The organism is Acidovorax sp. GW458-11-26-14-TSB4 (assembly GCF_059423865.1).
In genome coordinates, this window is record NZ_JBWKYR010000006.1 from 163,018 (window position 1) to 178,609 (window position 15,592).

Here is a 15,592-nt window from a genome sequence, read left to right on the forward strand (position 1 = left end):
AGGCCAGGGCCACGGTGCAACCGATCAAGAGCAACCACATCCGGCTCGACTGAGCGTTGCTACCTTGGCATTGTCGGCGTTGGCTGACATGTTGCTGTGCAGCAATTTTCCACAATGGGGCCTTCCATGATCTTCGCGGAGCCCCCTTTTGCCGGACAGCAGCCGACCGATCCTCGCCTTCTTCGCTGACACCCAGCCCCTGGGGGCGGGCGCATGATGGACTGGTTCGACCCCACCTCCTGGACACACACCGGCATCGTGGCCGTGGCCGCAGTCATCGTGGCGGGCATCGTGCACCGCATCGCTGCGGTGGTGCTGCGGCGTGCCACGGGCCATGTGCTGGTGCTGCGCTCGGTGTTCGAGGCCTGCGTGCCCGTGGTGCGCATCCTGCTGCCGCTGATCGCTCTGCAACTGGTGTGGCAGGCCGCCAGCGACGACCTGCGCCATATCGGCACGGTGCGCCATTTCAACGGCCTGGCCGTTATCGCCGGCACTTGCTGGCTGCTGATCGCGGCCATCGGCGGCCTCGCGGACGGGGTGATCGCCAAGCACCCGGCCGATGTCGAGGACAACCTTACCGCGCGCCGCATCGCCACGCAGGCGCGCGTGCTCTCGCGCACCGCCATGACCGCGGTGGTGATGGCCGGTGTCGCCATGATGCTCATGACCTTTCCCGGCGCACGCCAGGTGGGCGCGAGCCTGCTGGCCTCGGCCGGGGTGGTGGGCATCGTCGCCGGTATCGCCGCGCGGCCGGTGTTCAGCAACATGATCGCGGGCCTGCAGATCGCCCTGGCCCAGCCGTTTCGCATCGACGACGTGCTCATCATCGAAGGCGAGTGGGGCCGCGTGGAGGAAATCACGGGCACCTACGTGGTGCTCAAGATCTGGGACGAGCGGCGACTCATCATCCCGCTGCAGTGGTTCATCGAGCACCCGTTCCAGAACTGGACGCGCACCAGCTCCGAGATCCTGGGCACGGTATTCCTGTATGCCGACTATTCGCTGCCGCTCGACCCGCTGCGCGCAGAACTCAAGCGCGTGCTCGATACCGCGCCCGAATGGGACAAGCGCGTGAGCGTGCTGCAGCTCACCGAGGCGACGGACCGCGCCATCCAGATCCGCGTGCTGGTCTCGGCCCGCTCATCGGGCCTGGCCTTCGACCTACGCTGCCGGGTGCGCGAGGCGCTGGTGACTTTCATCCAGCGCGAGTACCCCGATTGCCTGCCGCAGGTGCGCACACCCCAGGTGACAACACCCGCGCCGGGCGTTCTGCAGCCACCGCAGGGCGTATGACTTCCTTGCCTAGCCGCGGGGAGTTTCGTGGTTCACGATGAAGTCTTCGGGGACATGGGGGCCCCAGACGTACAGAGAATCCTCGGGCGGGTGGTCCGCCGCAGGCCACTGGGCGTGCGGCGCCACGTAATCAATGTCGTACGAGTATTCGGCAAAGCTGCCCCAGGGGTCGCGCACGTAACGGAAGTAGTTCGAACCCAGCACATGCCGGCCCAGGCCCCAGCCGTCCGGGTAGCCGGCGTTGGCCATCTGCTGCGCACCCATGCCCACGGCATCCAGCGAGGGCACGCACCAGCTGCTGTGGTGCAGGCCTGCGGCGTTGGACTTGGCGAAGGCGATCAGATGGTGGTCGCTGCCATGCGGCGTGTGCAGAAAAGCGATGATGCCGGCCGACTGGTCCGACACCTTGAGGCCGAGCACGCCGGTGTAGAAGTCGAGCGCCTGCGTCACGTCGGCCGTGAACAGCAGGATGTGCGAGAGGTACAGTGGCCGTGTGGCCTGGGCCTTGCTGCGGCTGGGCGCACGGCCATGGTTGGCGGGCTCGGGCGTCGATTCGCGCGGGCCCGGGGCATTGGGTGAGACCTTGGCCGCCACGCGCAGCTGAATGGGCAGCCCGTCCGGGCCCCGCAGCCACAGGCCCGCCGGGTCGGCACCTTTGGGTACAGGCACGCCGGGCACACCGCGTTCGCGCAGCAGCGCTGCAAAGCGGTCCAGGTCCGGTGCATGGATGCCCAGGCTGATCCATTCGAGCCGCTTGGGGCCGCCCCCACCCTGGAGCACGCGTGCCCAGCGGTGCGGGAGGCCATGGGTGTACAGGGCCAGCGCGCCTGCCTCGTCGCGTACATCGAGGCCGAAGCTGGTGTAGAAGTGGCGCGCCTTCTCCAGGTCGGGCACGCTCAGCACGAACTCGTCGACGGAATGGATGGCGGGGCGGTCCTGGGGCTGCGGATTCGTCACGGTCTGTCTCCTGTTTTTTTCTGCGGCAGCTGCGCTCACTCGGCGGTCACGCCGATTTCCCTGGCCAAGCCCTGGTACAGCTGGATCTCCGCAGCATAGAACCCGTCCAGGTCGCGCAGGGTGCTGACGTTGGCCGGCTCCATGCCGCTCGTGGTCACGTAGGTCTGGAAGTCGCTGTCCTTCATCACTGTCGTAAGCGCCTTGTTCAGCCGTTCGACCACGTCGGCCGGAGTCTTGGTGGGCACGAGCAGGGCGATCCAGGTGCCGTAGACGAAGCTGGAGAGGGCCTTGTCCGACCCTGCGATGGTCGCCACCTGCGGCAGCTGCGGGTGCACGGCGCCGGCCGAGTTGCCGATGGCCTTGACCTTGCCCGACTGGATCATCGACAGCGTGGCGCCGCCCAGCGGCAGGAAGCTCAGGTCGATCTGCTCGCCCATGAGGTCCTGGCTGATGGGGGGAACGCCCCGGTAGGAGATCTGGTTGAGCTTGACGCCGTTCTTGCGCGCCCACTGCTCGCCCAGCAGGTGGATCATCGAGCCGGGGCCGATGTCGCCCAGGCTCAGGGGCGCAGGCGACTTCTTGGCCAGTGCAGCCAGCTCCCTGGGGTTGGCCGCCGCCAGTCCCGGCCGGGCCACCAGGATGTAGGGCAGGCGCGCCACCAGCGCGATGGCGCGGAAGTCCTCGGGCTTGTAGCGCGCCGCCTTGATGGTGAAGGGCGTGAGGATGGGCTCCGTCTGCGAGGCGATCAGCACCGGCACGGTGCTGGGCGGGCTGCCCAGCACCTTCTGCACGCCGATGGAACCGCCCGCGCCGGGCGCGTTTTCCACGATCACGGTCTGCTCCAGCTCCTTTTGCAACAGCGGCTGGAGCTTGCGTGCCACGCCGTCGGTGGGGTTGCCGGCGGGCTGCGGCACGATGATGCTGACGGTGCGGCCCGCCAACTGGGCGTGCACGGTGGTGGCGGCCAGCAGGGTGGCGGCGGCGAGGGCCAGGGGGGCAAGCAGGCGGTTCATGGCGTTGGTCTTCTGTGGTTCTTGAGTGGGCTTGCCTTATGCGGCGACGGTGCCGGCAAGCACCTCGTCCACGATGGGGTTGCGCAGCGTGCCGATGCGCTCGATGGAGACCTCGCACACATCCCCCTCGCGCATCAGCAGGCGAGGGTTGCGCGCCCAGCCGATGCCCGCCGGCGTGCCGGCCACGATCACGTCGCCCGGGGCCAGGGTGATGGCCTCGCTGATCACCTGCACCAGCATGGCCACGTCGAACACCATATCGCTGGTGTTGGCCGATTGCACGGTCTGGCCGTTCAGGCGCGTCTCCAGCTTCAGGCCGCGGGCGCCGGGTGGCAGTTCGTCGGCGGTGACCACAGCGGGGCCGAAGCCTCCGGTGGCGTCGAAGGTCTTGCCGACCGTCCACTGCGGGGTCTTGAACTGGTACTCGCGCACCGAGCCGTCGTTGAACACCGAATAGCCGAACACATGGTCCAGCGCCTTGTCCAGCGGGATATGGCGGCCCCCGGTGCCGATCACCACGGCCAGCTCGCCCTCGTAGTCCAGGCTGTCGCTGCAGGCGGGGCGCACGATGGGTGCGTCGTGCGCGCACAGGCTGGTGGTCAGCCGCAGGAACAGCGTGGGGTAGTCGGGCTGGGCGTAGGCGCTTTCCTTGGTGTGGTCGTGGTAGTTCAGGCCCACGCAGATGATCTTTTCGGGCGCGACCACCGGTGGCAGGAACTGCACCTCGGCCAGCGGCACGGGGGCGCTTGCGCGGGCGACCAGTTCATCGCGGCTCGCGCCCGCGGCCAGTTGGCGCACGAAATCGCCGACATCGCGTGCCACGTCGGCGGGCAGGGGGCGCACCTGCTCGCCGTCGAGCAGGCCGAGGCGACGGGAACCTTGGAGGGTGAATGTGCAGAGCTTCATGGGGAGGTCCAGGTTGGGTGAATGAATAAAATATATATATTTTAATAAAAAGTATATGTTAGTATAAACCCTATAATTTCCCAGACAATCCCCATTACCCTGGCGGCACCCCATGACCACAGCCACCGAAGCGCTCCCAGGCGCGCCCACCACACGCACCTCTTCACTGGTGGCGCAGTTGCGCCTGGACATCGTCGGCGGCCTGTTCGCCCCCGGCTCCAAGCTGCTCATCAAGGATTTGTGCACGCGCTATGGCGCCAGCCCCATCCCCATGCGCGAGGCACTCTCGCGCCTGACCAGCAGCGGCTTCGTGCAGGCCGAGGACCAGCGCGGTTTCAAGGTCGCCAGCGCTTCGGCGCAGGATCTGATGGAGATTTCGGGTGCCCGGGTGCTGGTGGAAACCGAGGCGCTGCGCCTGTCGCTGCTGCAGGGCGACGTGGCCTGGGAGGCGCGCGTGGTGGCCGCCCACCACCAGCTCAGCCGCCTGGCCCTGCGCGAGGCTGGCATGCCCGCGGCCCTGTCCGCCCAATGGGACGAGGCGCACATGGCCTTCCACGATGCGCTGCTCTCGGCCTGCGGCTCGCGCGTGCTGCTGGAGCTGGCCGCCAACCTGCGCGAGCGCTTCACCCGCTACCGCTACATCTCGGCCGTGGCCGCCAGCGATTCAGGCCTGCCGCCTGCTGCCGCCCGATCCGCGCACCGCGACATCCCGGCCGAGCACACGGCCATCGTCGAAGCCGCGCTGACGCGCGACGTGGCGCGCGCCACGGCCTTGCTGCAGCAGCATTTCCAGCAGACGACGGAGCTGGCGCTGCAGGCGAGCGGAATGGAGCGGGGGCAGCGCAAGGCGGCGTGAACCGCAGCCAGGGGGCGCAGGTGCAGCACTGCGCTGCCCGCGTCATAGGCCAGGGCCAGGAAGCAGGGGGCATTGACTCCATCCTTCCTGGCCGCTTGCTGCCATGGCTCGACGGCCCGGCAAGGAAATGGGCCAGGTCCCCCGGAGCGTTGCCGCAAGGCTTATCCCCCCTGGGGCTACGTGCGCGCCACCAGCGATTCCCCGATCGCATAGAACTGCCCGCCCGCCACATAGTGCAGGCTGCGCCACTCGGGCCCGGCGGTCTCGAAATGCCAGTGCCCGTCGGCAAACACGCGGGTATCGGCCCAGGCACCCACCACCTCGCCGATGAAAAGATCGTAGGCCTGCTGGTTGTGCGCTTCGGGGATGAGCTTGCACGCCAGCCAGGCCGAGCACCCCGCGACGAAGGGCAGATCGTGCCCCTCGATGCCGAACAGCTCCACACCATGGCGCTGCAGCTTGGCCGGGTCCTGGTGCAGGCTGGCGGTGCCCACATCGTGGGTCAGCTGCATCTGCGCGGCCGTGGGCACCTGGATCACGAAGCGGCCGCTGCCCTCGACCAGAGCGCGCGTGCGCGTGGCCTTGTCCAGCACCACCGTGAGCTTGGGCGGCGCGAAGTCCAGCGCGCAGGCCCAGGCGGCGGACATCACGTTGTCCACCCCTGCATGGCGCGCCGATACCAGCACCGTGGGGCCATGGTTGAGGAGGCGGTAGGCCTTGGAGAGTTCGACGGGTGCCAGGTGGCTGTTCATGCAAATCCTTGATGGGTCGAGGTGCTGCCCGCGAGCCAGTCAACGCGGGACACCCCACTATCGCCGATAGGCGCCCGGCGGGCTGCCGGTCCAGTTCTTGAAGGCCCACTCGAACGCCGGGCTGTCGTTGAAGCCCAGCCCGGCGGCCAGCTCCGCCAATGAGACGCTGCTCGTGTTGAGCCGCCAGATCGCCGTGTCGCGCCGCAGTTCGGCCTTGAGCGCCTGGTTAGGCGATGCCTTGGTTGGCCAGTCGCCGCTGCGGTGTGATGGGCGCCATGCGCAGGGCCCGGGCCATGCCGCCCAGGTCTGGGCCACGAGGCCGCCTACATGGCCAAGCACTGGTGCACCGAGCAGCAGGGCCGGGTGATCGACGAATGCCTGCAGCTGTCTGGCGGCTATGGCCACATGGCCGGGTACCCGATCGCACGCATGTACGCCGATGCCCGCATCCAGCGCATCTACGGCGGCACCAGCGAGATCATGGAGGACCTGATTGCGCGCAGACTGGGCATGTCATGACAGGTTGTTGAGTCCGCCTTCGAAACAGCTTTGGTGGGACTTCGGCAACAGAAGGCAGCCCTACCCTAGATATATTGATATGGCAATAAATTAATTGCCGAAATTGTCGTACATTGCCACGATGGGATGCGTCCGCAGTGGATTGGCATGCCAACCGTGTACCCCATCGTTGCTGCTGCCATGGACCCGCTTCTCGCCCGACTTTCCGACTCCGTCGTACACGCCAAGACGCTTGAAGAGCTGACCCGCCCGCTGCTGGAGATGCTGGAAAAGGTCACGCGGCTGGAGTCCACCTACCTCACCACCATCGATTTCAAGCGCGCACTGCAGCATGTGCTGTACTCGCGCAATACGCGCAGAATGGAGATCCCCGAGGGCCTGACCGTGCCCTGGGGCGACACGCTGTGCTACCGCGCCCTCAATGAAAACCGCATGTTCACGGCCGACGTGCAGGGCTGCTGGGGCGACTCGCAGGCGGCGGCCGCCCTGGGCATCCAGACCTATGTGAGCATGCCGGTACGGCTGTCCGATGGCGCCATCTACGGCACGCTGTGCGCGGCCAGCGCCGAGCGCGCCGAACTCCCGCCCGAGACCGGGAAGATACTGCAGCTGTTTGCCGGCCTGATCGCCCAGCAGGTCGAGCGCGAGCAACTGCTGGAGGAGCTGCAGCGCAAGAACGAGCAGCTCACCAGCATGGCCCTCTTGGACCCGCTCACCGGCGTGCCCAATCGCCGGGCCCTGTTCGAAGAGCTGGAGCGGCTGCAGGCGCGTTCGCGGCGCTCGGGCAGCACGGTGATGGTGGCTTTTCTCGACCTCGACGGCTTCAAGAACGTCAATGACAGCCACGGCCACGAGGCCGGCGATGCCCTGCTGTGCGCCATTGCCAACCAGTTGCGCGCCGCCATGCGCGAAAGCGACTACCTGAGCCGCTTCGGTGGTGATGAGTTCGTGTTCGTGGGCCCCGGTCCGCAGCGCGATCAGGACCCCGCCGAAGCCATCCACAGCCTGCGCCAGCGCCTGCAGCAAGCCACGGTGTGCCGCATTCCCCTGGCTGGCCAGCGGACCCTGAAATACCCGGGTGCCAGCGTGGGCGTGGTCTGCTCCGACCCCGGGCTGAGCACGGCCGATGCGGCCATCCGCCATGCGGACGAGGCCATGTACCAGGCCAAGCACGAGCGCCGCGCACTGCACCATTGACAAGCGCTCCCCTGGGCGGGGGCCGGCCCGCTTGCTCAGCGGTCGTCGGCCGCGCAATCGCCCGCCGGGCGCAGGTTGGTCATGCACTGCGCGAACGTGCGCGCCTTGGCCCACATCGCCGCATTGACCTCATGGCCGGCGCCTGGCGCCACATAGGTGTAGAACGAGGCGGGTCGCTTGGCCGCGTCGGGGATGGCCGTCAGGATGCGGGCGCGGGCGCCGGATGCGCCATAGCCTGAACTGCCCAGCCCCACCGGCGGGAACAGCTGGTCGGCGCTGCCCGAGACTGCGGCCACACGGATGGCCGCGCCGTTGACCCGGAAGTCATTGGGCTGCTCGTAGGTCGTGCCGGTGGCGTTGCAATCGTAGTCGCAGCCTCCGGCGAGTGCGATGGCGCCCTGCAAGCGGTGCTTGGTGGCCACCGTGAAGATGAGGTTGCTCGAGAACGAGGTGCCGGCCACGACGATGCGGCTGGTGTCGATGGGCAGGTTGCGTTCGGCGACGGCCGCCTTGATCGCCGCCAGGCCCAGCCCGAAATCCGAGCTGGCGATGTCGAAGGTTTCGTTCACGTTCGTGCGCGCGATCAGCGGGCTGCTCCAGTTGTCGCAGCCGCGGTACTCGAAGGTGGCAGAGGCCATGCCGGCCGCGGCGAACTGCTCCAGCCCGGCCGCGTCCTGCGGCACGGGAGCCGGCGGATTGCCGCTTGGCGCCCAGCCAGCGAGACTGATCACCAGAGGCACCTTGGCCTGGGCCGTGGCCCCGGCCGGAACCTTAAGGGTGATGGCGGCCTGGGGAAGGTTCGAGCACGCCGCCACGACCCGGCCCTGGGCCGTGTACCAGTACTGGGTGTTGGGCTGGGGTGCGTAGGCCAACTGCAGGGTCTGGGCCCCGCCACCACCGCCACCCGGGTTGCCGGCGGGCGGCGTGGCGGCCTCCAGACCAAAGCGTCCATCGGCGCCAAAGCGCAGGATCACATTGGTGTAGACATCGCTCCCCACCGTCACGCTGGGGATGCGCATCACACCGTCGTTCAGGTTCAGCGTGGCCTGGGCGCTCGCAAGCGGACTGTGGGCCGCGATCGCTGCAGGGATGGCAAGAAGGCACAGATGCTTCATGGGAGGACTCCGGTTGTACGAACGGCAAGTAAGGGGCGGCGGGCATTCCGGTGCCCGCACATGTAGTCCCTGGGCTGCGCGCCGGGCGGCGATGAATCGGTCCAGGTGCACCGAGGTTAGTTCCTCGCCGCCCGGGCAACAAGCCCTGTGCCTGCCGTGCGTGCCAACTAGTTCTCGATCCGGCGATACAGGTTCAGGCTTTGGAGTCGACGGGCAGGCGCGTGCCCTGCCACTGCCCGCTCGTGCACAGGTCGCGGATCACCTCGCCGATGAGCCGGCAGATCGCGCGCTTGGCGTTGGTGGTGGGCAGGTGGACCGAAAGGCACAGGCCGAGCGTGCGGAACATCGCCGGCGAGTCGATGCGGTGCGCGCGCAGGCTGCCCTCGCTCACCTCGCGCTGTGCCAGGCCCAGGGGCATGATGGTGGGGCCGAGCCCCGCCTCCACCGCGGCCTTGAGCGTGTAGACGGAATTGATTTCCGCCGCCACGCGCGCCGCCGGGTAGCCCGCATTGCCGAGAGCAGCATCCACCAGCCAACGCGTGCAGTGGCCATGCGTGTTGGCGGGCCACACCAGCGGGCGGGCGATGGCCTGCGCCAGGCCCACGTCCCCGGGCGGCACGGCCAGTGGGTCCTGCGGTGATTCGAGAAAGACGAACTCCTCTTCGACCAGGGGCGTGAAGGTGGTGTCTTCCGACGGCATGGTGGGCGAGAAGATCGCCATGTCCACCCGCCCGCGCAGCAACTGGTCGACCATGTTGCCGGTCAGCTCCTCGTTGAGGTGCAGCACCACCTCGGGGTAGCGGCGCGCGGCGGCGCGCATCAGCGGCAGCGCGATCATCGGCGACACGCTCTGCGGCACGGCGGCCACCACGGTGCCCACCACCGAATCGGCGGCCACGTGCACGGCGGCCCGGGCGTCCTGGACCTGCTTGGTGATGCCCTGGGCATATTCGTAGAACACCTTGCCGGCCTCGGTCATGGCCACGCCGTTGCGCCCACGCAGCAGGAGCTGGGTACCCAGCTCGCCTTCGAGCTCGGTCATCTGCTTGCTCAGCGCCGACTGCGCCACATAGAGCTGCTGGGCCGCGCGCGACAGGCTGCCGCAATCCACGATGGCCACGAAATACTTGAACTGGCGCAATTCCATCGGCAAATCTCCGGCCGCCCTCCCTGCAGGCCAGGGGCGGCAGGCCATTGTAGGGAGGGCGCCGCCGGCCGCCGCGCCCCCGCTCGGTCAGTCAGTCGGTCACACAGTCGAAACTGGCCGCCTCGCTGGCGTTGCCCGTGCCCTTGTAGCGCGGGTAGGCCGGGTACCTGCACATCGGCCGGGACATGGTGGTCGCACCCGAGGCCTCGACCTTGCGCAGCACCAGCTTCTGCCGCGAGGCGGGCACGCCTTGCTCGACCCAGGTGGACATGGCCTGCAGCAGGTCCACCTTGTCAGGCCCGGCACCGCCGAAGCAGTGACCCACCCCCGGCGCGAGGAACAGTTCGACCGCTTCATCGGCCTTGCGCTGGCCCAGGGTGGAGACCACACTATCGTAGTAGCGGGCCGTGTCCAGCGCGCTCACCGAGGTGTCGGTCGTGCCGTTCCACAGGATCAGCCTGGCGCCCTGCGCGTGCAGCGGGGCGATGTTGGGGTCCGTCGAGCCGAACAGGCCGCCGATGGTGTCCATGCGCGCCAGCCACTGCTCGGGGTTCCAGGTGGTGGTGTCGAAGGAGGCATCGCGCGCGATGAAGGAGCGGATGAAGCCGTCCGAGAACAGGCCCTGCGCCGAGGCGCCGCCCAGGCTGGCCTGGGGCCAGATGTACTCGCCCCAGCCCTTGGGCGAGTTCTCGGCGCCGAACGGGTAGCCGGGGTGCGACCAGGCACCGTTGGCCGTGGCGATGGGCGAGGTGACGGTCTGCACGGTGGCGATCTGCGCATCCGATAGGCAGCTGTCGCCGGTATCGCCGCCGCCGGTGCAGCGCAAGGCCTTGGCGTCGAAGCGACAGGCAGCGGGCCGGGCAATGATGCCGTCGCTCAGCCCATCGAGGCCGTCGCACTGCGCCAGCACCGCAGTGGCCAACAGGCTCTGCTTGGCCGGGTTCAGCGCGCCGCCAGGGCTCTGGACCTGGCGGGCGATGCGGTTGAACTGCATGAACAGCCCCATCACATTGCCTGCTGGCGCCCGCGCGACGATGCCGTCGAAATCCTCCGGGAAGCGCTGCGCCTGCATCAGCGCGTCGTGGCCACCCATGGAGCAGCCCTCGAAGTAGCTGCGCGCAGGCGGCTTGCCGAAGAACTGCGCCATGACCTCCTTGCCCGGATGCAGGGCCCGGTGCTCCGACTGCTGGGCGAAGTCGAGCAGCTTGGCGGCATCGAGCGCGAACTCGCCTTTGAAGTAGCCCAGGTCGCGCGGTGGTGGATAGTCGTAGCCGCCATTGGTGCCGATGGTCGCGTAGCGCTCGGTGAGTATGGATTCGCTGAACTGCGCCGCGGCGGCCGTGGGCATGGCGCCGTCGAAGCCGCCACCGCCCAGGAAGGCGAGCTTTCCGTTCCAGCCCGTGGTGGGCAGGCGGGCCTCGAAGCGCAGGGCCGAGTCCTTGAAGCGCGCTGTCACCACGCAGTACTCGGGCTGGGGCGGTGCCGCAGCGGCCAGCCGGGCGTCGTCGATGACCACGCTGCCGCCGCTCAGCATCTTGCCCTGCAGGGTGGGGCATTTCTCGGCCAGTTGCATCGGCGGATCCCCGTCTCCGCCGCAGCCGGCCAGGGTAGCGAGTGCGGCGGCGGGCAGCAGCCATTGCATCCATTTCGTCATGGTGGGTCTCCTCATTGGGGGTGGTGATCCGGGCCGGCCGCCGCAACGACCTTGCCGGGGTTGAAGATGTTGTGCGGGTCCAGCGCCTGCTTGATGGCACGCATCAGCGCCACGCCGTGCGGGCCGTGTTCTTCGGCCAGGTAGTGCTGCTTGTGCAGGCCCACGCCGTGCTCGCCCGTGCAGGTGCCGCCATGGCGCAGCGCGCGCTGCACCAGGCGGTGGCTGAAGGCCTCGGCGGCGGCGTTCTCTGCGGCGCTCTCGGGGTTCACCAGCACCAGGCAGTGGAAGTTGCCGTCCCCCACATGGCCGAACACCGGCGCCAGCAGGCCATGCTGCGCCACGTCGGCCTGGGTTTCGGCAATGCACTGCGCCAGGGCGGACAGCGGCACGCAGGCATCGGTGGTCAGGCTGCGGCTGCCGGGCTTGAGCTGCAGGCAGGCGAAGTAGGCATGGTGGCGCGGCGTCCACAGGCGTGAGCGTTCTTCGGGCCGGAGCGCCCACTCGAAGGAACCGCCACCGTGGTTGGCGGCGATCTCGCGCACGGTGTCCGACTGCGCGTCGATCTGCGCTTGGCTGCCGACGAACTCCAGGAACAGCGTGGGGTTCTCGCTCAGCGTGGTGCGGCTGTGGGCGTTGACGGCGCGCAGGGTCAGCGCATCGAGCATTTCCGCGCGCGCCAGCGGCACGCCCATCTGGATCGAATCGATCACGCAATCGACCGCCGCCCGCACCGTGGGGAAGTGCACCACCGCCGCGGCGCAGGCCTCGGGGTGCGGGTGCAGGCGCACCGTGGCCTCGGTGATCAGGCCCAGAGTGCCTTCCGATCCGCAGTACAGCTGCGTGAGGTTGTAGCCCGCCGCGCTCTTGCGTGCCTGCGAGGCGGTGCGCACCACCTCGCCGCTGGCCGTGACCACCGTCAGGTTCACCAGGTTGTCGCGCATGGTGCCGTAGCGCACGGTGTTGGTGCCCGAGGCCGCCGTGGCCACCATGCCGCCGATGGAGGCATCGGCTCCCGGATCCACCGAGAAGAAGAAGCCAGAGCCCGCCAGCGCGGCGTTGAGCTGCCCGCGCGTGACGCCGGCCTGCACGGTGGCCGTGAGGTCGCCGGGCCGGATCGCGAGCACCTGGTTCATCTGCGAGAAATCCACGCAGACGCCGCCCTCGACGGCCAGCAGGTGCCCTTCGACCGAGGAGCCCACGCCGAAGCCGATGATGGGCACGCGCTCGCGCGCACAGGCCCGCACGACAAAGGCCACTTCCTCGGTGCTGTGCACGTAGACCACGGCGTCGGGCGGCAGGGGCAGATAGGCCGATTCGTCCGTGCCGTGCTGCAGCAGCACGGCCTGGCTGGTGGAGCAGCGATCACCAAAGCGCTGGCGCAAGCGCGCGATCAGGTCCGAGGAGGGCGCGCGGCGTTGCGCGCGCGCAGGGGGGCTCAGTTCCGCAAGCATGGGAAGTCTCTTTCTGGATGGGGGGGAAGGGCGCTGCGGGCAGCGCCGAGGGGTCAGCGCGTGGGCGAGGGCTTCTCGGGCCTGACGAACAGCACCAGCACCGCGCCGAGCACCAGCAGGGCGGCCAGCATGTGCAGGCCCGCGTCGGTGCTCTGGGTCGCGTCCTTGATCACGCCGATCAGGTAGGGCGCGGAAAAGCCCGAAAGGTTGCCGAAGGAGTTGATGAAGGCAATGCCCGCCGCAGCCGCCGCACCGCCCAGAAAGGCCGTGGGCATGCCCCAGAACACGGGCAGGGTGGCCATGATGCCCATGGTGGCCAGCGTGATTCCCGCCATCGCCCACACAGCGTTGCCATGGAAAGCCACGCTCAGGATCAGCCCGGCCGCGCCCACCACCGCAGCAATCGCGCTGTGCCAGCGGTATTCAAGCCGCCGGTCCGCACTGCGGGCGGCCAGGTACATGGCCACGACGCCGAAGGTCCAGGGGATGGCGCTGACCAGGCCGATGTCCAGCGCGCCGCTGATCCCCATGGCCTTGATGATGCTGGGCAGCCAGAACGAGATGCCGTAGAGGCCCGAGACAAAAACAAAGTACACCAGTGCCAGCAGCCAGACGCGCGGGTTGGAGAGCACGGCCAGGACCTTGGGCTCGGGCTTGCCGGCATCCTCGGCCGCGATCTCGCGGGCGATCAGCGAGCGCTCGGCCGGGGTGAGCCAGCGCGCGTCCTTCACGCGGTCGTCGAGGTAGCGCCACACCACCAGGCCCAGCGCCACGGTAGGCAGCCCCTGCAGCAGGAACAGCCACTGCCACCCGGCCCAGCCGTTCACGCCGCCCATGCCCTGCAGGATCCAGCCAGACACCGGCCCGCCCAGGATGCCCGCGAACGGGATCGCCGCGAGGAACAGCGAGGTCGCCTTGCCGCGTCGTGCCGCGGGGTACCAGTAGGTGAGGTACAGGATGATGCCGGGAAAGAAACCCGCCTCGGCAGCGCCCAGCAGGAAGCGGACCGCGTAGAACGAGGTGGGCGAGCTCACGAACATGGTGCCCGCCGACAGCAGGCCCCAGGTGACCATGATGCGTGCGATCCAGCGGCGCGCGCCCACGCGGTGCAGCACCACGTTGCTGGGCACCTCGAAGAGGAAATAGCCGAGGAAGAAGATACCGGCGCCCAGACCGTAGACCGCCTCGCTGAACTGCAGGTCGCTTTGCATCTGCAGCTTGGCAAAGCCCACGTTCACACGGTCCAGGTAGGCCACGATGTAGCACAGGAAGAGCAGCGGCAGCAGGCGCCAGCCGACCTTGCGGTAGGTCGCGTCCGCGAGGCTGCCGGTCGTGCCGGCGGGGCAGGGCTGCGTGATGGCGGGGGAACCCATGGATGTCTCGCTTTCGTTGTGGGGGTGGCGAGATGGTTGCACCGCTGCCGGCCTGCACCGCCGGGGGTTACTACGCAAAATGCATATGGATTGGCGAGCTTCATATCTCCGAAAGAGATGGTCGCCCGGGCCTGCCCACGCAGGCTCAGCAGCGAACAGGGCGCGGTTTTCGCGGAAGGTGTCGAGCAGGTGCTGCACCACGGCGTGGATCGGACCCGCGTGCCGGTCCTACCCGCGAAACAGCACGAAGATTTCGCGCGCCGGTGGCACCGGGGCAAGTGGGCACGGCTGCAGTTCGGGCACCTGCCTGCCGATGTGGTGCGGCAGCAGGGCGATGCCCGTACCGGCCCACGCGGCGGTGGCCTGCAGCACCTGGTTCTTGGCCCGCAAGGCCAGGCGCGCACGCGGAAACTGCTGCACCAGCCAGCTCGATTCGGGCATGCCCGCATGCTGCTCGTCGAAGCTGATGAACACCGGTGGCAGGCCCTCTTCGACCTCCTTGCAGCGTTGGCTCGTGCCATGGAAGCCAAAGGCCATGCGGCCTGCGCGCTTGGCGATCAGGTCGCCATCGCCGGGCCGGGCCGGCCCAGGCGCACGGCGATAGGCGGGCTGGTGCGCATCAATGCACCGCCGGCCCTGGAAAGTCGCCATCGTCAAGGGCGCATCGCAAGGCATCGGTGCCGGCATCGTCGCCGCCTACCGCCGGCACGGCCATGCCGTGGTCGCCACTTCGCGCAGCATGGCGCCGGCCATGGACTCAGGCGTGCTATCCATCGCGGGCGATGTGCGCGATCGATCGGCCGCCGAGCGCCTGGTGGCCGCCGCGCTTGCGCGCTTCGGCCGCATCGACACGCTGGTCCACAACGCCGGCCTTTTCCTGGGCAAGCCGTTCACCGAGTACACCGCCGAAGAGTTCACTAACGTGGTGGACGCCAACCTGGCTGGTTTCTTCCACACCATGCAGCATGTTCCCTGGTGCACCCAGGCGATAGCCGGAGCACCCTCGGGCCTGGCCCTGCTGAACAAGGGCGGCCTCGATGCCGTGACCCGTGGTCCTGGTGCGCGCTGAGAACGGCAGGGCAGATGTAAGGGTTGGCAACGCGGGGCCAGGTGGCAATTTGATCTTTGACATTCGCAACCCGTTTCGATTAATTTAAAAACGTGACACACAGTCACCTCTCTGGTGGGCGCAAGGCCAGCACCAGTGTTTGGCATGAGCGCTCGAAATCCCCCGCCCGCGCGCTTGCAAATCTCCTCTTCCAGCGCCTGGATGTAACGGTGCGCCGCACCCGCCGCGCATGGCAATTTCACCTTTGACAGTTGTCTTGGGTTTCCTCTATTTTTAAAAAAAGTGACGGT

General features: G+C 68.2%; 15 protein-coding genes and 1 pseudogene. 5 read left to right on the forward strand and 11 right to left on the reverse strand.

The features are described from left to right. The first annotated feature begins 213 nt into the window (after positions 1 to 213). Positions 214 to 1,293: a mechanosensitive ion channel family protein gene (locus AC07X5_RS15065; RefSeq protein WP_494770811.1), complete on the forward strand. Its 1,080-nt coding sequence runs from the start codon at positions 214 to 216 to the stop codon at positions 1,291 to 1,293. Positions 1,294 to 1,302: 9 nt separating this feature from the next. Here the strand turns inward: AC07X5_RS15065 and AC07X5_RS15070 are convergent, their stop codons facing one another. Genes AC07X5_RS15070 through AC07X5_RS15080 form a run of 3 tightly spaced genes read right to left on the reverse strand, consistent with a single transcriptional unit; the run spans position 1,303 to position 4,169 of the window. Next, positions 1,303 to 2,250 (reverse strand): VOC family protein, encoded by a 948-nt coding sequence (locus AC07X5_RS15070; RefSeq protein ID WP_494770812.1) that lies wholly within the window; start codon positions 2,248 to 2,250, stop codon positions 1,303 to 1,305. 35 nt (positions 2,251 to 2,285) lie between these two features. After that, positions 2,286 to 3,263, reverse strand: coding sequence for a tripartite tricarboxylate transporter substrate binding protein (locus tag AC07X5_RS15075; protein WP_494770813.1), 978 nt, complete (start codon positions 3,261 to 3,263; stop codon positions 2,286 to 2,288). Positions 3,264 to 3,299: 36 nt separating this feature from the next. Then, complete coding sequence (locus AC07X5_RS15080; protein WP_494770814.1) at positions 3,300 to 4,169, reverse strand: fumarylacetoacetate hydrolase family protein; 870 nt, start codon at positions 4,167 to 4,169, stop codon at positions 3,300 to 3,302. A gap of 112 nt (positions 4,170 to 4,281) precedes the next feature. Here AC07X5_RS15080 and AC07X5_RS15085 point away from each other — a divergent pair, with 112 nt between their 5' ends. Further along, positions 4,282 to 5,025, forward strand: a complete 744-nt coding sequence (locus tag AC07X5_RS15085) for a GntR family transcriptional regulator (protein ID WP_494770815.1) — start codon at positions 4,282 to 4,284, stop codon at positions 5,023 to 5,025. Positions 5,026 to 5,201: 176 nt separating this feature from the next. Here the strand turns inward: AC07X5_RS15085 and AC07X5_RS15090 are convergent, their stop codons facing one another. Together AC07X5_RS15090 and AC07X5_RS15095 are read right to left on the reverse strand one after the other, a co-directional pair. Beyond that, entirely contained in the window at positions 5,202 to 5,777 is a 576-nt protein-coding gene (locus AC07X5_RS15090) for a flavin reductase family protein (RefSeq protein ID WP_494770816.1), read from the reverse strand. 57 nt (positions 5,778 to 5,834) lie between these two features. Beyond that, a complete protein-coding gene (locus tag AC07X5_RS15095) occupies positions 5,835 to 6,182 on the reverse strand; it encodes a helix-turn-helix domain-containing protein (protein WP_494770817.1) in 348 nt (115 codons plus the stop codon). Between AC07X5_RS15095 and AC07X5_RS15100 the strand changes: the two are divergent. After that, positions 6,084 to 6,296, forward strand: a pseudogene (locus AC07X5_RS15100) (acyl-CoA dehydrogenase family protein); the annotation flags it as partial. The gene AC07X5_RS15095 and the pseudogene AC07X5_RS15100 sit on opposite strands and share 99 nt — an antisense overlap. 180 nt (positions 6,297 to 6,476) lie before the next feature. After that, the gene (locus AC07X5_RS15105; protein ID WP_494770818.1) at positions 6,477 to 7,493 is read left to right on the forward strand and encodes a sensor domain-containing diguanylate cyclase; all 1,017 of its coding nucleotides are present in this window, start codon (positions 6,477 to 6,479) and stop codon (positions 7,491 to 7,493) included. A gap of 35 nt (positions 7,494 to 7,528) precedes the next feature. Here the strand turns inward: AC07X5_RS15105 and AC07X5_RS15110 are convergent, their stop codons facing one another. The 6 genes from AC07X5_RS15110 to AC07X5_RS15135 all read right to left on the reverse strand — a co-directional run bounded on the left by AC07X5_RS15110 (position 7,529) and on the right by AC07X5_RS15135 (position 14,884). Continuing rightward, positions 7,529 to 8,608 (reverse strand): alpha/beta hydrolase family protein, encoded by a 1,080-nt coding sequence (locus AC07X5_RS15110; RefSeq protein WP_494770819.1) that lies wholly within the window; start codon positions 8,606 to 8,608, stop codon positions 7,529 to 7,531. A 193-nt stretch (positions 8,609 to 8,801) separates the two neighbouring features. Continuing rightward, positions 8,802 to 9,755, reverse strand: a complete 954-nt coding sequence (locus tag AC07X5_RS15115; protein WP_494770820.1) for a LysR substrate-binding domain-containing protein — start codon at positions 9,753 to 9,755, stop codon at positions 8,802 to 8,804. A gap of 91 nt (positions 9,756 to 9,846) precedes the next feature. Next, positions 9,847 to 11,409 carry a tannase/feruloyl esterase family alpha/beta hydrolase gene (locus AC07X5_RS15120; RefSeq protein ID WP_494770821.1) on the reverse strand — a complete coding sequence of 521 codons (1,563 nt, stop codon included), beginning with the start codon at positions 11,407 to 11,409 and terminating at the stop codon, positions 9,847 to 9,849. Positions 11,410 to 11,420: 11 nt separating this feature from the next. Beyond that, the gene (locus AC07X5_RS15125) at positions 11,421 to 12,860 is read right to left on the reverse strand and encodes an FAD-binding oxidoreductase (protein ID WP_494770822.1); all 1,440 of its coding nucleotides are present in this window, start codon (positions 12,858 to 12,860) and stop codon (positions 11,421 to 11,423) included. A 53-nt stretch (positions 12,861 to 12,913) separates the two neighbouring features. Next, positions 12,914 to 14,233: an MFS transporter gene (locus AC07X5_RS15130; protein WP_494770823.1), complete on the reverse strand. Its 1,320-nt coding sequence runs from the start codon at positions 14,231 to 14,233 to the stop codon at positions 12,914 to 12,916. A 228-nt stretch (positions 14,234 to 14,461) separates the two neighbouring features. Then, positions 14,462 to 14,884, reverse strand: a complete 423-nt coding sequence (locus AC07X5_RS15135) for a hypothetical protein (RefSeq protein WP_494770824.1) — start codon at positions 14,882 to 14,884, stop codon at positions 14,462 to 14,464. Here AC07X5_RS15135 and AC07X5_RS15140 point away from each other — a divergent pair. After that, positions 14,856 to 15,302: an SDR family NAD(P)-dependent oxidoreductase gene (locus AC07X5_RS15140; RefSeq protein WP_494770825.1), complete on the forward strand. Its 447-nt coding sequence runs from the start codon at positions 14,856 to 14,858 to the stop codon at positions 15,300 to 15,302. The two genes, AC07X5_RS15135 and AC07X5_RS15140, sit on opposite strands and share 29 nt — an antisense overlap. Positions 15,303 to 15,592: the final 290 nt, after the last annotated feature.

What these genes read in the sequence shown, in the direction of transcription:
- AC07X5_RS15085 (WP_494770815.1), top strand. Translation starts at nt 4,282, where the DNA reads ATGACCACAGCCACCGAAGCGCTCCCAGGCGCGCCCACCACACGCACC.
- AC07X5_RS15075 (WP_494770813.1), bottom strand. Translation starts at nt 3,263, where the DNA reads ATGAACCGCCTGCTTGCCCCCCTGGCCCTCGCCGCCGCCACCCTGCTG.
- AC07X5_RS15080 (WP_494770814.1), bottom strand. Translation starts at nt 4,169, where the DNA reads ATGAAGCTCTGCACATTCACCCTCCAAGGTTCCCGTCGCCTCGGCCTG.
- AC07X5_RS15120 (WP_494770821.1), bottom strand. Translation starts at nt 11,409, where the DNA reads ATGACGAAATGGATGCAATGGCTGCTGCCCGCCGCCGCACTCGCTACC.
- AC07X5_RS15115 (WP_494770820.1), bottom strand. Translation starts at nt 9,755, where the DNA reads ATGGAATTGCGCCAGTTCAAGTATTTCGTGGCCATCGTGGATTGCGGC.
- AC07X5_RS15125 (WP_494770822.1), bottom strand. Translation starts at nt 12,860, where the DNA reads ATGCTTGCGGAACTGAGCCCCCCTGCGCGCGCGCAACGCCGCGCGCCC.
- AC07X5_RS15065 (WP_494770811.1), top strand. Translation starts at nt 214, where the DNA reads ATGATGGACTGGTTCGACCCCACCTCCTGGACACACACCGGCATCGTG.
- AC07X5_RS15140 (WP_494770825.1), top strand. Translation starts at nt 14,856, where the DNA reads ATGCACCGCCGGCCCTGGAAAGTCGCCATCGTCAAGGGCGCATCGCAA.
- AC07X5_RS15135 (WP_494770824.1), bottom strand. Translation starts at nt 14,884, where the DNA reads ATGGCGACTTTCCAGGGCCGGCGGTGCATTGATGCGCACCAGCCCGCC.
- AC07X5_RS15130 (WP_494770823.1), bottom strand. Translation starts at nt 14,233, where the DNA reads ATGGGTTCCCCCGCCATCACGCAGCCCTGCCCCGCCGGCACGACCGGC.
- AC07X5_RS15110 (WP_494770819.1), bottom strand. Translation starts at nt 8,608, where the DNA reads ATGAAGCATCTGTGCCTTCTTGCCATCCCTGCAGCGATCGCGGCCCAC.
- AC07X5_RS15105 (WP_494770818.1), top strand. Translation starts at nt 6,477, where the DNA reads ATGGACCCGCTTCTCGCCCGACTTTCCGACTCCGTCGTACACGCCAAG.
- AC07X5_RS15090 (WP_494770816.1), bottom strand. Translation starts at nt 5,777, where the DNA reads ATGAACAGCCACCTGGCACCCGTCGAACTCTCCAAGGCCTACCGCCTC.